At 71.4% G+C, this 14088-nt stretch carries 13 protein-coding genes; 5 read left to right on the plus strand and 8 right to left on the minus strand.

Translation table 11 applies throughout. The features are described 5' to 3' along the window. The first annotated feature begins 172 nt into the window (after window positions 1-172). A complete protein-coding gene (locus ACZ7CD_RS39385; RefSeq protein WP_360386573.1) occupies window positions 173-1357 on the plus strand; it encodes a sensor histidine kinase in 1185 nt (394 codons plus the stop codon). 4 nt (window positions 1358-1361) lie between these two features. Beyond that, window positions 1362-2009: a response regulator gene (locus ACZ7CD_RS39390; RefSeq protein ID WP_470380974.1), complete on the plus strand. Its 648-nt coding sequence runs from the start codon at window positions 1362-1364 to the stop codon at window positions 2007-2009. Between the two features lie 10 nt (window positions 2010-2019). Here ACZ7CD_RS39390 and ACZ7CD_RS39395 read toward each other — a convergent pair whose 3' ends face one another. The 3 genes from ACZ7CD_RS39395 to lysX all read right to left on the minus strand — a co-directional run bounded on the left by ACZ7CD_RS39395 (window position 2020) and on the right by lysX (window position 6945). Further along, window positions 2020-2556, minus strand: a complete 537-nt coding sequence (locus ACZ7CD_RS39395) for a PIN domain-containing protein (protein WP_470380975.1) — start codon at window positions 2554-2556, stop codon at window positions 2020-2022. Further along, window positions 2553-3635, minus strand: coding sequence for a helix-turn-helix domain-containing protein (locus ACZ7CD_RS39400; RefSeq protein WP_470380976.1), 1083 nt, complete (start codon window positions 3633-3635; stop codon window positions 2553-2555). The genes ACZ7CD_RS39395 and ACZ7CD_RS39400 overlap by 4 nt, the downstream gene beginning before the upstream one ends. 64 nt (window positions 3636-3699) lie before the next feature. Beyond that, window positions 3700-6945, minus strand: coding sequence for a bifunctional lysylphosphatidylglycerol synthetase/lysine--tRNA ligase LysX (lysX, locus tag ACZ7CD_RS39405; RefSeq protein WP_470380977.1), 3246 nt, complete (start codon window positions 6943-6945; stop codon window positions 3700-3702). 21 nt (window positions 6946-6966) lie between these two features. On the opposite strand from lysX, the gene ACZ7CD_RS39410 reads away from it, so the two are divergent. Then, window positions 6967-7806: an alpha/beta fold hydrolase gene (locus tag ACZ7CD_RS39410; protein ID WP_360386560.1), complete on the plus strand. Its 840-nt coding sequence runs from the start codon at window positions 6967-6969 to the stop codon at window positions 7804-7806. Here ACZ7CD_RS39410 and ACZ7CD_RS39415 read toward each other — a convergent pair. Beyond that, complete coding sequence (locus tag ACZ7CD_RS39415; protein WP_458429219.1) at window positions 7784-8146, minus strand: VOC family protein; 363 nt, start codon at window positions 8144-8146, stop codon at window positions 7784-7786. The genes ACZ7CD_RS39410 and ACZ7CD_RS39415 overlap by 23 nt on opposite strands. A 125-nt stretch (window positions 8147-8271) precedes the next feature. Here ACZ7CD_RS39415 and panB point away from each other — a divergent pair, with 125 nt between their 5' ends. Further along, complete coding sequence (panB, locus tag ACZ7CD_RS39420; protein WP_360386555.1) at window positions 8272-9129, plus strand: 3-methyl-2-oxobutanoate hydroxymethyltransferase; 858 nt, start codon at window positions 8272-8274, stop codon at window positions 9127-9129. A 104-nt stretch (window positions 9130-9233) separates the two neighbouring features. On the opposite strand, the gene ACZ7CD_RS39425 is transcribed toward panB, so the two are convergent. Further along, complete coding sequence (locus ACZ7CD_RS39425; RefSeq protein ID WP_470380978.1) at window positions 9234-10091, minus strand: glutathione S-transferase family protein; 858 nt, start codon at window positions 10089-10091, stop codon at window positions 9234-9236. A gap of 18 nt (window positions 10092-10109) precedes the next feature. On the opposite strand from ACZ7CD_RS39425, the gene pip reads away from it, so the two are divergent. After that, window positions 10110-11051 (plus strand): prolyl aminopeptidase, encoded by a 942-nt coding sequence (gene pip, locus ACZ7CD_RS39430; protein ID WP_470380979.1) that lies wholly within the window; start codon window positions 10110-10112, stop codon window positions 11049-11051. On the opposite strand, the gene ACZ7CD_RS39435 is transcribed toward pip, so the two are convergent. The 3 genes from ACZ7CD_RS39435 to ACZ7CD_RS39445 form a co-directional block, all read right to left on the minus strand. Then, entirely contained in the window at window positions 11048-11809 is a 762-nt protein-coding gene (locus ACZ7CD_RS39435) for a helical backbone metal receptor (protein ID WP_470380980.1), read from the minus strand. The two genes, pip and ACZ7CD_RS39435, sit on opposite strands and share 4 nt — an antisense overlap. Then, a complete protein-coding gene (gene npdG / locus ACZ7CD_RS39440) occupies window positions 11809-12474 on the minus strand; it encodes an NADPH-dependent F420 reductase (protein WP_360386545.1) in 666 nt (221 codons plus the stop codon). The genes ACZ7CD_RS39435 and npdG overlap by 1 nt, the downstream gene beginning before the upstream one ends. Before the next feature lie 189 nt (window positions 12475-12663). Continuing rightward, entirely contained in the window at window positions 12664-14061 is a 1398-nt protein-coding gene (locus ACZ7CD_RS39445) for an RNB domain-containing ribonuclease (RefSeq protein WP_470380984.1), read from the minus strand. Window positions 14062-14088: the final 27 nt, after the last annotated feature.

Raw genomic sequence — 14088 nt, forward strand, 5'->3', positions numbered from 1 at the left:
CCTGACCGCGTCTGTCTCATGTCCGGATCTCCCTCCTCCGACCCCCGCCGAAGGAGGAAGGGGCGCGGGGGTGGCGAGCGGTGCGGCCGAGAACCCGGGCAGGAGGGTGGAAACCGGGGAGTGGAGCCTGCTCTACCGCGACCGACGGGTCCGGGTGGCTACGTTTGGCCACATGAAACGGATCTGGGCAGCGGTGGTCTACCTGGCGACCGGGTTGCTGACGGCGATCGCCGCGTGGCTCGCGATCGGCGTGCTGCTGCTGTCGGTGGTGGTGCTGCCGTTGTTGCCGGTGACCGCGCCGTACATCCGCCGGATCGTGGACTTCGACCGGCGGCGGCTGGCCCGGTTCACCGGGGTGGAGGTGCCCGCGTCGGAACCGCTCGACGGGCCGTGGCTGCACCGGGCGCAGCGGGTGCTGGCAGACCCGGCGAGCCGGCGGGACGGGTTGTGGCTGGTGCTGCACGCGATGTTCGGCACGTTGTTCGGGTCCCTGGCGATCGGGGTTCCCGGGTCGTTGGTGCAGCAGCCGCTCGCGGTGGCGCTGTGGTCGGTGGTGCCGATGGAGAACTCGTTCGGCATGCGGATCGACTCGTGGGGCAAGGCGCTGCTGAGCATCCCGATCGGGCTCGTGCTCGCGCTGGCGCTGACGCAGTTGCCGCGGCTCGCCGAGGTGGACGCGCGGTGGGCGCGGGTGTTGCTGGCGCCGCCGCGGGCGACGTTGGAGAAGCGGCTGGCCGAGGTGGTCGCGACGCGGGCCGCGGCGTTGCAGGCGCACGGGGCCGAGTTGCGGCGGATCGAGCGGAACCTGCACGACGGCACGCAGAACAAGCTGGTCGGCGTGGTGATGATGCTGGGGATCGCGGAGCGGACGCTGCACCAGAACCCGCAGAACGCGCTGCAGGCGTTGCTGCGGGCCCAGGACGCGGCCGGCGACGCCCTGGAGGAGCTGCGCAACGTCGTGCGCAGCATCCACCCGCCGGTGCTGGAGGACCTGGGGCTCGACGGGGCGATCCAGGCGCTGGCGGCGCGGTGCCCGGTGCCGTGCCTGTTGCAGGCCGACCACCTCGGGCGGTTGCCGGCGGCGGTCGAGGCGGCGGCGTACTTCGCGGTGGCCGAGGCGCTGACCAACGTGGCCAAGCACAGCGGCGCGAACCACGCGTGGGTCAGCCTCGGGATGAACGGCGAGCGGCTCACGGTCGTGGTGCACGACGACGGCAAGGGAGGTGCTGACGAGAAGAAGGGCACCGGCCTGGACGGCATCCGGGGGCGGGTCGAGGCGCTGGACGGGACCGCGACGATGAGCAGTCCCGAGGGAGGCCCTACGGTTCTCACCGTCGAGTTGCCGACCGGGAAGTGACCACATGCGCATCGTGATCGCCGAAGACGACGCGTTGCTCCGCGAGGGGTTGACGTTGCTGCTGCGCAACGAGGGCCTCGACGTGGCCGCGGCGACGGACAACCCGGACGACTTCCTGGTCGCCGTCGCCGAGCACGAGCCGGACATCGCCGTGGTCGACGTGCGCATGCCGCCGACGTTCACCGACGAGGGACTCAGGGCCGCGGTCGAGGCGCGCACACGGCACCCGAAGCTCGCCGTGCTGGTCCTCAGCGCGTGGGTGGAGCAGAGCTACGCCCACGAACTGCTGGCCGGCACCTCCGGCGGCGTCGGCTACCTGCTCAAGGAACGCGTGGGCCGGGTCGCGGACTTCCTCGAGTCGCTGCACCGCGTCGCGAACGGCGGCACGGCGCTGGACCCCGAGGTCGTGTCGCAGCTGCTGGTGCGCCGCAAGTCCGACGACGCGCTCAGCGGGCTGTCACCGCGCGAACGCGAGGTCCTCGGCCTGATGGCGGAGGGGTTGTCGAACGCGGCCATCGGCGAACGGCTCGTCGTCAGCCCGGGGGCCGTGCACAAGCACATCGGCAACATCTTCCTCAAGCTCGGCCTCAACACCGAGGACGGTGCGGGTGACCGACGCGTGCAGGCCGTGCTGGCGTACCTGGATCACTGAGGACGACCACTCACAGCAGCCCGTAACTCCTCGCGTATGCGCTGAACCCCGCGCCTGTGCAAGGCAACCTCATGTTGCTGTCCCGCAGCATGTCGATGAGGTTGCCCGCGCCGGCCTCGGGAAGCTTGCCGTCCCGGCACAGCTGGGCGAGCAGCCAGATGGTGCCGTGCACTTCCAGTCCCCGTGCGCGCGCCACCTTCGTGGCTTGCCGGTCGTCGGTGAGAGCGACACCGTCGAGGACCTCGCTCGCCGCGAACACGCTCGCCTCGCCGTGGTCGCGGTCCGACGTGCCGATCGCCCTCGACCACTTGACGAAGAGCTGGATCTCGGAGAGTTCGTCCAGCGCCTTGACGTGCAACCACGGCAGGTCCAGAGCGTTGCGCAGCAGCGGGTGCTGCCCGACGCCGCGGGAGATCTCCTCCTTCACCACCGCGGTGGTCCAGCACTCCCTGTTGCCGAGCAGCTCTCCGAGCACGTCGAGCCGTTCGATCAAAGCGAAGTGCGACAAGCACATGGTGTCCAGGACCAGCGGCTTGTCGGCCTTCACGGTGCGACTTCGTCGTCAGGCGCGACAGGCAGGTCGCTCTCGACGAGCTGGCCGTGCATGAGCTCGACCGCGCGGGACGACGTCACCAGGTCGCGCTTCCACGCTGCCATCACCGCCTTCGCGTAGCTGCGCGGCACTCGGACGGAGTCGAGGTCGGGTTGCGGCGCCCATCCGACGGCGTCCATCAGCTCCGCCTTGGTCGGCGTGCGGTGCTTCCACCTCCGAGCCTCTGCGGCGTCGAACGAGTCGACCAGCTGGGCCTGGCGCGTTGCCAGCGACCAGGACGTCCGGTACCGAGCCGCCAACTCGACGAGGCCTTGGCGGCCGTTCGCCTTCGCCACCACCTCGGACGGGAGCAGCAGTTCCGCCGCGAACGCGTCGACCACCGCTTCCCGTTCCCGCAGTGACGCGTGCACGCCGATGTCGTTCGAATAGGGATCTCCGAGCACCATGTGCCCGAGCTCGTGCGCGGCGGTGGCGCGTCGCCGGCCCGGATCACCCGACCTGCTGACCACGGCGACCGCCAGCTCGTCGTCCACCAGCACCGATGCACCATCACCCGGCAGGTCGGTGACGAGCACGAACTGCCCCGCTTGCTCGCACAGGTCCATCAGGGTGGGGATCGGCTCGAGGACGAGGCCCGCGCGCTCCCTGAGCTGCAGCGCCGCCCGCCTCGCGTCCTCTTCGGTGGCGACGGCTCCCTGGAAGCGGTAGGGGTTCCTGGGCGGGAGCGTTCCAAGTCCGATGAGCTGCTGGACGTCGCGCACCCACGATTCCAGGCGTGCTTCCAGCCGGTGAGCCTGCCGGCCCGCGTCGGTGGCGGTGTCCTCGCTCAGCTCGGCACGCCTGGACAGCACCGCCGGCGCGCTGTGGAGGAAGTGGTCCAGTGGCACCTGCAACGCGGCAGCCAGCCTGGTCAGCTCCAGCGCGTCGACCTTGCGCGTTCCCGCTTCGATCTTCGCGATCATGGTGCGGTCGAGCGACAACGCCGCGCCCAGCTCGGCCTGGGAGAGACCGGCGCCGATTCGAGCGTCACGGACACGCTCGCCCACCTGGCTCCACTCCCGGATTTCAGCCATGGTGCGATTTTCGCACACACTGTCGCGCGTGTCACAGTCGATCACCCAGGTGACCAGGAGTGGGTCACTGAGGGCGGACGAACGGGAACAGCACGGTCTGCCGGATCGACGTCCCGGTCAGCATCATCAGCAACCGGTCCACGCCCATCCCGAGCCCGCCCGTGGGTGGCATGCCGTGCTCCAGCGCCCGCAGGAAGTCCTCGTCCAGCTCCATCGCCTCGACGTCGCCGGACGCGGCCTTCAGCGACTGCGCCTCCAGCCGGCGCCGCTGTTCGAGCGGGTCGGTGAGCTCCGAGTAGGCGGTGCCGATCTCCGCGCCGAACGCGACGAGGTCCCATCGTTCGGCCAGGCGGGGGTCGTCGCGGTGGCGGCGGGTCAGCGGAGACACCGAGGTCGGGAAGTCGATGTAGAAGGTCGGTCCGACCGTGGTCGCCTCGACGAACGAGTCGTACGCCTCCTGCACGAGCTGGCCGTGGTCCCAGTCCTCGTTGACCTCGACGCCGCGTGCGGCGAGCAGCGAGCGGAGTTCCGGGACCGGTGTCGAGGGCGTCACCGAAGTGCCCAGCGCCGACGAGACCGCCGTGTAGACCGGGATGACCGGCCACTCCCCCGAGAGGTCGAAGTCGCCGTCGGGGCGTGAGGCGATCTCCGCGCCGAACGCTTCCCGTGCCGCGTGCTGGATCAACGCGCGCACGAGGTCCAGCATCACGCGGTAGTCCGCATAGGCCTGGTAGGCCTCCAGCATCGTGAACTCGGGGTTGTGCGTGGCGTCGGCGCCTTCGTTGCGGAAGTTGCGGTTCAGCTCGAACACCCGGTCCACGCCCGCCACGCACAGCCGCTTCAGGTACAGCTCGGGGGCGATCCGCAGGTACATCCGCATGTCGTAGGCGTTGATGTGGGTGACGAACGGCCGGGCGTTCGCGCCGCCGTGCACCGCCTGCAGCATCGGCGTTTCGACCTCCAGGTACGAGCGCGCGTGCAGGAACTCCCGCACGCTGCGGATCACGTCGCTGCGCAGCTTCAGCAGGGCCGCCGAGTCGGGGTTCACCACCAGGTCGAGGTAGCGCTGCCGCACCCGCGCCTCCGGGTCGGCGAGGCCCTTGCGCTTGTCCGGCAACGGGTGCAGGCACTTCGCGGTCAGCGTCCACGAGGTGGCGCGCACGGAGATCTCGCCCTTGTCGGTCTTCATCACGGTGCCGGTCACGCCGACGTGGTCGCCCAGGTCGACGTCCGACTTCCACGACCGCAGGGCGTCGCCGAGCGACTCGGTCTCCAGCATCAGCTGGATCTCGCCGCTGAAGTCGCGCAGCCGTGCGAAGCACAGGCCGCCCATCTCCCGCAGTGCGACCACGCGGCCGGTGACGGAGACCTCCTCGCCGAACCGCTCCCGTGCGCCCGCGAGGAGGTCCGACCGCGCGAAGCCGACCGGGTACGGGTCGACGCCGGCGGCGACCAGGCGTTCGACCTTCGCGATGCGGACCCTGACCTGTTCGGGGCGGCGCACGGTCTTCGGTTCGACCTTCAGCGCGTCGATCTCGGCGACGCGGGCGGCGAAGTCGGAGCTCACGCCGGTCTTCTGCAGCGCGCGCCTGCGCAGCGACCGCAGCGACGGCACGAACCCCTCGGCCACGCCGGCGGCGATGCTGACCCGCGGCAGGGCCCTGGACCGCTGGTAGCAGAGGAACCGCGGCTCCCACTCCGGCAGGTACTTGGCGTTCGACCGGTACAGCGACTCCAGCTGGAAGAACCGCGACGCCAGCGACAGCACCCGCCGCCACGCCCGCAGCACCGGGCCGGCGCCGATCTTCTCGCCCTCCTCGAACACCGCGCGGAACATCGCGAAGTTCAGCGAGATCCGCTGCACGCCGAGGTGTCCCGCGGCCGCGGCGAGCTGGGCGACCATGTACTCGTTCAGGCCGTTCTCGGCTCCCCGGTCGCGGCGCATCAGGTCGAGCGACACGCCCCGGCGGCCCCACGGCACGAACGACAGCAGCCCGCGCAGCGCACCCGAGGCGTCGTAGGCCTCGACCATCACGCACCGGCCGTCGCTCGGATCTCCCAGGCGCCCCAGCGCCATCGAGAAACCGCGCTCGGTCTCCGCTCCGCGCCACGCCTGCGCCAGGTCCAGGATGGACGACATCTCGTCCGGTGCGATCTCGCTGTGCCGGCGCACCCGCGTGGTGTACCCGGCGCGTTCCACGCGGGACACGGCCTGGCGCAGCCCGCGGCGTTCCGGGCCGGCGAGGTTGAACTCGCGCACGTCGAGGATCGCCTCGTCACCGATCTCCAGCGCCTTGAGGCCCGCGTCGGTGTAGACCTGCGCGCCGCGTTCGGAGGCGCCCAGGACACCGGCGGTCCAGCCGTAGGTGCGCGCCTCCGCGAGCCACGCGAGCACGGCCTCCGGCCACGCCTCCTCGTCACCGACCGGGTCCGCGCTGGCCAGCGTCACGCCGCCGATCACCCGGTAGGTCAGCGCGGCGCGCCCCGAGGCCGCGAACACGACGCTCTTGTCGCGCCGGGTCGCGAAGTAGCCGAGCGAGTCGGGTTCGCCGTCGGAGGCGAGCAGGCGGCGCACGTCCAGCTCCTGCTCGGACGTGATCATGCTCTGGGTGCGGACGCCGCGGAAGAACACGTACAGGGCGCGGCTCGCGACCAGCGTGCCGCCCAGTCCCAGCACGACGCTCAGCCACTGCGGTCCCTCGGGGATGTCGAGCCGGCCCAGCCGGACGACCTCACCGGTGGCCTGGTTCGCCGCCCACGCGAGCTTGTCGGCGTGCTCCACCAGCTTGCCGGGGAACAGCTCGGTGAGGCCCCAGCCGGCCAGCACCAGGGCGATCATGCCCAGCACGAACGACGCCAGCGCCTGCCGCCACGCACCGCGCGCCAGCCGGGCCGGGAACGCCGCCCGCACCGCCCACAGCGCCGCCACGAACAGCACCGAGGTCGCGAGCCCGACGCCGAGGAACGCCCAGTAGCTCGACTCGTCGTCGCCGTCCAGCACTTCTTCAGGTGCGACGGCCAGGATGACCATGGTGAACGCGACCGCGAGCAGGCCCAGCGCCTGGAACAGCAGCAGGGCCCACAGGGCGGCCCGCTTGCGCCTGCGCAGCGCCGCGCCCAGCACGAAGAACACGAGCGCGATGAAGAGGTTGCCGTCGATGGGCAGGCCCGTGAAGTACCCGACGCCGTCGGCGAGGTCGGTGAACCAGCTGTCCTCCGGCAGGACCACCCGCAGCAGCGACATCACCCCGGCCAGCTGCACGATCGTCGCGATCCAGCCAGCGACCTTCCACTGCCACGCCGGTCCCACATCATCTCCCGAGGTCAGCCGATGACGGCCATGATCCCCTCTTCGGCGGGCCGGGTGCACGTGGCGGTCTCCGGGCGTGTTGACCGGCCGGTCGTGGTGCTGAGCTCGGGGCTGGGCGGGGCGTGGTTCGACTGGGACCGGACCGTGCGGATGCTCGAACCGCTGGCGCGGGTGGTGGTGTTCGACCGGCCCGGTCTGGGCATGTCCGGTCCGGCGCGGCGCGGGCCGTCGCTGGCGCGGGAGGTGGCGGTGCTGGACGCGGTGCTGCGCGGTGTCCCGCAGGCGGTGCTGGTGGGGCACTCGATGGCATCGATGCACGTCGAGGCCTATGCGCGGCTGCGGCCGCACCGGGTGCTGGGGGTCGTGCTGCTCGACCCGGACACGGAGATGCCGGGCGCGGGGGCGCCGTTCGACGTGTCGGCGGTAGTGGCGCAGGTGTTGCGCGCGTTCGGCAGCCGTTGGCTGGGAGCCCGCCTCACGCGCAGGTACGGGCACTCCTTCCGGAACTGGCTGACCGCGCTGTCCACGCTGGGCGCGACCGACCCGGCACCGCGGGACCTGGTCGAGCTGGTCTACCGGCGGGCCGATGTGGGACGCGCCACACTGGCCGAGCTGGCGTCCTACCCCGGTCAGGTGGCGACGCTGGAACGGCTGCGGACCCGCTGTGCGTTCCCGGAGGTGCCGTTCCTCGTGCTCACGGCCGGTCGGAAGATATGGCCGGAACACCGGTCGCTGGCCTCCCTCGTGCCGTGGGGGCGCAACGTGCCGGTGCCCGGCAGTCGGCACATGGTTCAGATGGACCGGCCGGACGCCGTGGTCATGGCGATCCGGACCGTGCTCAGGGCTCTGCCCGGCCGCTGAGCAGGCAGAACTCGTTGCCCTCCGGGTCGGCGAGGGTGTACCAGCTGACGTCCTCGCCCTGGCCGATGTCGATGCGCGTGGCGCCGAGCTCCAGCAGGCGCGCCAGCTCCTCGTCCTGCTCCCGGTCGGTGGCCCGGACGTCGATGTGCAGGCGCAGCTTCTGCAGCTTGCGGTCCGGGTTCTTCAGGAACAGCAGGGTGGTGCGGCGGTCCGGTGGGGCGATCTCGACGAGGACGTCCTCGCGGTCGACCACCTCGTAGCCGAGGACCTCGCACCAGAAGGCCGCGAGTCGTTCCGGATCGGTGCAGTCGAGCACCAGTTCTGTGATTCGGGCTGCCACCCGTGTGACGGTAGCCGCATCTGCAACCGGTTTCCGGTCGGCGGTGCCACCCTGGGGGTCGGCAACCGTGCACCAAGCGCCCGGGGACTCGCTGCGGCGGGCCTCGAGGAAAGGAACGGTCGACGATGACCAATGCCGAAGTTTCCGCGCCCTACGGCTCCGGAGCCGCTCCCCAGAAGGCTCCCGCGAAGCGCGTGCGGGTCCACCACCTGCGTGAGATGAAGGACCGCGGCGAGCCGTGGCCCATGCTCACCGCGTACGACACGTTCACCGCCCAGATCTTCGACGAGGCGGGCATCCCCGTTCTGCTGGTCGGCGACTCCGCGTCGAACACGGTCTTCGGCAACGACACCTCGCTGCCGGTCACGGTGGACGAGCTGATCCCGCTGGTGCGGGCGGTGACGCGGTCGGTCAAGCGCTCCCTCGTGGTCGCCGACCTGCCGTTCGGCTCCTACCAGGTGTCGGTGGAGCAGGCCGTGGCCACCGCGGTGCGGTTCATGAAGGAAGGCCAGGCGCACGCGGTCAAGCTGGAGGGTGGCGCCTACTTCGCGCCGCACATCCGCGCGATCACCGCCGCGGGCATCCCGGTCATGGCGCACATCGGTTTCACCCCGCAGTCCGAGCACCAGCTCGGCGGGTACCGGGTGCAGGGCCGCCACGAGAACCACGACGTGGTGCTGCACGACGCCGCCGCCGTCCAGGAGGCCGGCGCGTTCGCGGTCGTGCTGGAGATGGTGACCGCCGAGGTCGCGAAGCAGATCACGCACGACCTGGTCATCCCGACCGTGGGCATCGGTGCCGGTCCGGACACCGACGCCCAGGTGCTCGTCTGGCAGGACATGATGGGCCTGAACCGCGGGAAGGCGCCCCGGTTCGTGAAGCGCTACGCCGACATCGGCAACGTCATGCTGGGCGCGGCGACCGAGTTCGCGAACGAGGTGCGCGGGCACCAGTTCCCCGGCCCCGAGCACACCTTCCACTGAGCGGAAGTCACGCGGGAGTCCTACGTTCCCTTTGAGGCACGCGGGGGCCCCGCGTTCCCTTCCGGGGAACGCGGGGCCCCCGCGTGACAGCAAGCCGAGCAGGGTCAGCGGGTCCAGACCGACGGGTCTGGGCCCGCCGGCACGATGCTGGTCGGGTTGATCTCGTGGTGCGTCACGTAGTAGTGGCGCTTGATGTGGTCCCAGTCGACCGTGTCCCCGAACTGCGCGTAGAGGCGCTTCGCGTACGCCCACAGGTTCGGCATCTCGGTCAGCTTGGTCCGGTTGCACTTGAAGTGGCCGTGGTAGACGGCGTCGAACCGCACGAGCGTGGTCCACAGGCGGATGTCGGCCTCGGTGAGCTGGCCGCCCACCAGGTACTCGTGCGTGGCCAGGTGGTCCTCGATGCGGTCCAGCTCGGCGAACAAGGCGGTGTACGCCTCCTCGTAGGCCTCCTGTGACGTGGCGAAACCGGCCTTGTAGACGCCGTTGTTGACGTTGTGGAAGATCGGCTCGATCCAGGAGTCGATCTCCTCGCGCAGGTGCTCGGGGTAGAGGGTGCTCTCCGGGTTCCACTTGAGGCTGAAGTCGAGGGTGAGCTGCGGGTAGTCGTTGGTGACGACCTCGCCGGTGGTCGTGTCGACCAGCGCGGGAACGGTCACGCGGCCCTCATAGCCGGGGTCGGCCTTCTCGTAGGCCTGGCTGAGGAAGTCGTAGCCGAGCACCGGGTCCGTGCCCTGGAAGCGCCAGCCGCGGTCGTCGCGGATCGGGTCGACGACGGCGAGCGAGATCGCGTCCTCCAGGCCCAGCAGCTTGCGCACGACGACCGCGCGGTGCGCCCACGGGCACGCGAGGCTGACGACGAGCCGGTAGCGGCCGGGCTCGGGTTCCGGCCGCGCGGTGAAGCGGTTCGGCTGCCGCACGAACGCTCCCGTGGTGGACGTCTCCTTCGTGAACTGCGCCATGTCCTCGACGATAGGCCCATGTACCCGGAGATCGAGCCCCACGCGTCAGGCCTGCTGGACACCGGCGACGGCAACCAGGTGTACTGGGAGGAGTGCGGCAACCCCTCCGGCAAGCCCGTCGTCTTCCTGCACGGTGGTCCCGGCGGCGGCTGCTCCCCCGCGCACCGCCGGCTGTTCGACCCCGAGGTGTACCGGATCGTGTTGTTCGACCAGCGCGGCTGCGGGCGTTCGCTGCCGCACGCGTCGGTGTCCGGTGACCTCTCGCTGAACACGACCTGGCACCTCGTCGCCGACGTGGAGCTGCTGCGCGAGTCGCTGCGGGTCGAGCGGTGGCAGGTGTTCGGCGGGTCCTGGGGGTCGACGCTGGCGCTGGCGTACGCGCAGAAGCACCCCGACCGCGTCACGGAACTGGTGCTGCGCGGCATCTTCACGCTGCGCAAGTCCGAAGTGGACTGGTACTACCGCGGTGGTGCGGCGAACGTCTTCCCCGACCTGTGGGAGAAGTTCATGGCGCCGTTGGAGGGCATGTCCGGCGACCCCGTTCAGCTGTACGCGGGGCTGCTGGCCGACCCAGACCCTGCGGTGCACGGCCCGGCGGCGGTCGCGTGGAGCACGTGGGAGGGCGCGACGGTGACGTTGCTGCCCAGGCCCGAGCTGGTGGCGCAGTTCGCGGAACCGGCGTACGCGCTGGCGTTCGCCCGGATCGAGAACCACTACTTCGTGCACGACGGCTGGTTCGAGGAGGGTCAGCTGATCCGCGACGCCGACCGGCTGGCGGGCATCCCGGGCGTGATCGTGCAGGGCCGCTACGACATGGCGACGCCCGCGGTGTCGGCGTGGGACCTGCACAAGGCGTGGCCCGGTTCGGAGCTCGTGCTGGTGCCGGACGCCGGGCACGCCTACGACGAACCCGGTGTCCTCGCGGCGCTGCTGGCGGCCACCGACCGGTTCCGCGACTAGCCCCCGAGGTGGCCCAGCACCCGTTCGAGGCTCGCCCTGGCCTCCACGAGGGAGGGCCCGTACCACGTGAGGTGACGGCCGTTGACGAGCACGTACGGCAGGCCGGGGAAGCTCTCCGGCCCGTCGGAGTGGGTGAACGCGTACGGCTCGTCGGGCAGCACCACCAGGTCGGGCCGCTGCTCGTTCAGCTCGTCCAGGCTCGGCCGCGGATAGCGTTCCTCGTGGGAGGCGTAGACGTTCTCGACGCCGAGCCTGCGCAGCACGTCGGTGGCGAACGTGTCGCGGCCGACGACCACCCACGGCCGGCGCCACACAGGGATGAGCGCGGTGAGGCGTTGCGGTGCGGTGTCCCGCCACAGGTCCTCGGCGTCGACGAGCCAGCCGGGTTCGAGGTCCCAGGCGGTGGCGAAGAGCCGCCGCAGCGACGCCAGCGCCATCGGCACGGTCCGCGGCGCCTCGGTCACCCACACCGGGATGCCGTCGGCGCGCAACCGGTCGACGTCCTCGGCGCGGTTCTCCTCGGAGTTCGCGATCACGAGGTCGGGCCGCAGCCGCAGAACCTCCTCCACGTCCGGGTACTTCGAGCCGCCGACCCGCTCGACGTCCAGGCCGGCCGGGTGCGTGCAGTAGTCCGTCGCACCGGCCAGTGCTCCCGGAACGCTGACCGCGACGGCCTCGGTGATGGACGGCACCAGGCTGACCACGCGCCGGGGCCGGTCGACCGGAACCGGCTCACCGAGGTCGTCGACGGGCAGCATCAGACTCCCGTGATCTTCAGACCGGCGTGCGCCTTGTACCGGCGGTTGACCGCGATGAGGTTCGCCGTGAACGCCTCGACCTGGTGCGCGTTGCGCAGCCGCCCGCCGTAGACGCCGCGGAAGCCCGGCACCAGCTCGGCCAGCTCGCGCACGGTGTCCGTGGCCTCGCGGTCGTCGCCCAGCACCAGCACGTCCATGTCCACTTCGGACACCGTCAGGTCCGCCAGCAGCACCGCGGACACGTGGTGGAACGCGGCCGTGACCCGCGACTCCGGCAGCAGCAGCTCCGCCTGCTGCGCCGCGCTGCCCTCGGTCACCGGCAACGCGAACGGGCCCTGCTTGTCGAACCCGAGCGGGTTCACGCAGTCGATGACGATCTTCCCCGCCAGCTGGTCCCGCAACGACGCCAGCAGGTCGCCGTGCCCGTCCCACGGCACCGCGACGAGCACGACGTCGGAGTCGGCCGCGCAGTCGGCGTTGTCCGCGCCCCTGACGTCACCACCGGCGACGCCGACGATCTCCTCGGCGGCGAGCCCGGCCCGTTCGGCACTGCGGGAGCCGATGATCACCTTGAGCCCGGCCCTGGCCCAGCGGATGGCGAGGCCCTTGCCCTGGGCACCGGTGCCACCGAGCACGCCGACGGTGAGGTCACGAATCTCTGTCACCCGTGCATCTTCACACGGTCCGGTGGGGGCGTGCGGCCCAACGTGACCTTGCGCTCGACACGTGTGACTACGCCGCGAACGCCGATAGCCCGCGCACGCGGGGATCGCACGAAAGGTCCCCGCGTGCGCCAGGAGGGCACGAAAGGGCCCCGCGTGCGCCAAGAGGGCACGAAAGGGGCCCGCGTGGCGTCAGAGCTGGGCGGTGAAGTGGACGCGGCGGGAAGGCGGGTCGGCTTCCGCGAGGCGCACGCGGATGCGTTCGCCCTCGGAGAGGCGGGGGCCGGCGCACTTGGCGAGGATCGGCGGCGAGGCGATGAACACCTCCGCCTCGTCGTCCCCCGCCCGCAGCACGACGGCCTCGAACTCCTGCCCGACCCGTCCGCTCAGCACCCACGCCTCGACCTGGTCCAGCGTCGCCCGCTCCACCTTCGACGCGAGCGAGTCCGACGCCCCCATCAGCGACGGCAGCAACGGCAGCGCCTCCGCCAGCCACGCGGGCACCGGCTTCCCCGCCGACACCGCCAGGCACACCTCGGTGGCGAACCGGTCGACGAGCCGGCGCAGCGGTGCGGTCACGTGCGTGTACGGCGCCGCGACCCCCGCGTGCGTCACGAGCTCGGGCACCGTGCCGTTGAACGCCGAGTAGCCCGCACCCCGCAGCAGGCGCGTGGCGTCCGTGAACAGCGCCAGCGCCTCCGGTGTCGAGGCGTCCAGGTCGGCCAGGAACGCACCCGGCGACACCCCGGCGGCCCACGGCACGCCCAGCGCCGCCGCCGACTTCCGCAGCGACGCCACGGCCTCGGCGTCCGGGTCCGGCAGGGTCCGCAGGACACCGACGCGGGCCTCGATCATCATCTTCGCCGCCGCCATGCCGGTCATCAGCGAGATCTCGGCGTTCCAGGAGTCCACGGCGGCCCGCGGGCGGGTCACCAGCTTCCAGCCGGCGCCGTCGGGTTCGACCTCCTGCTCGGGCAGCTGCAGCTCGATCGCGCCGCGGGAACGGGCCAGTGCCCGCCGCAGCGGGCCGAACTCCGCCAGCGCCGCCACCGACGGGTGCGGGGTGCCGGCGTCGAAGGTCCGCTGGACGGAGGCGTAGTCGAACTGCGCGGTCGAACGGACGAGAGCGCGCCGGACCTCGACCGCGGCGACCTCGCCGTCGGCCGAGCACGTGAACGTCCACACCACCGCCGGCCGCACCACGCCGGGCAGCAGTGACGCGGCGCCCTCGGACAGCACGGTCGGGTGCAGCGGCACGTTGCCGTCGGGCAGGTACACCGTCTGGCCGCGGCGCCGGACCTCCTCGTCCAGCGCGCCGCCCGGCGTCACGAACAGGCCCAGGTCGGCGATCGCGTAGTGCACCACGAAACCGGAGGACGTGCGGTCCAGGCACAGCGCCTGGTCCAGGTCCTTCGCGCCGGGCGGGTCGATCGTCACGAACGGGATCGACGTGAGGTCGAGGCGGTCGCCCACCGGGCGGGCGACCGCCTCCTGCGCCTCGGCCAGTGCCGCGGCCGGGAACACCGGCCGCAGCCCGAACTCGGTGCGGATGCCGTCGAAGGACAGGTCAGCACGACCCGTGCGGATCACCAGGGAGGCCACCCGCACAGCCTAAGG

The organism is Lentzea sp. NPDC036949 (assembly GCF_055608075.1).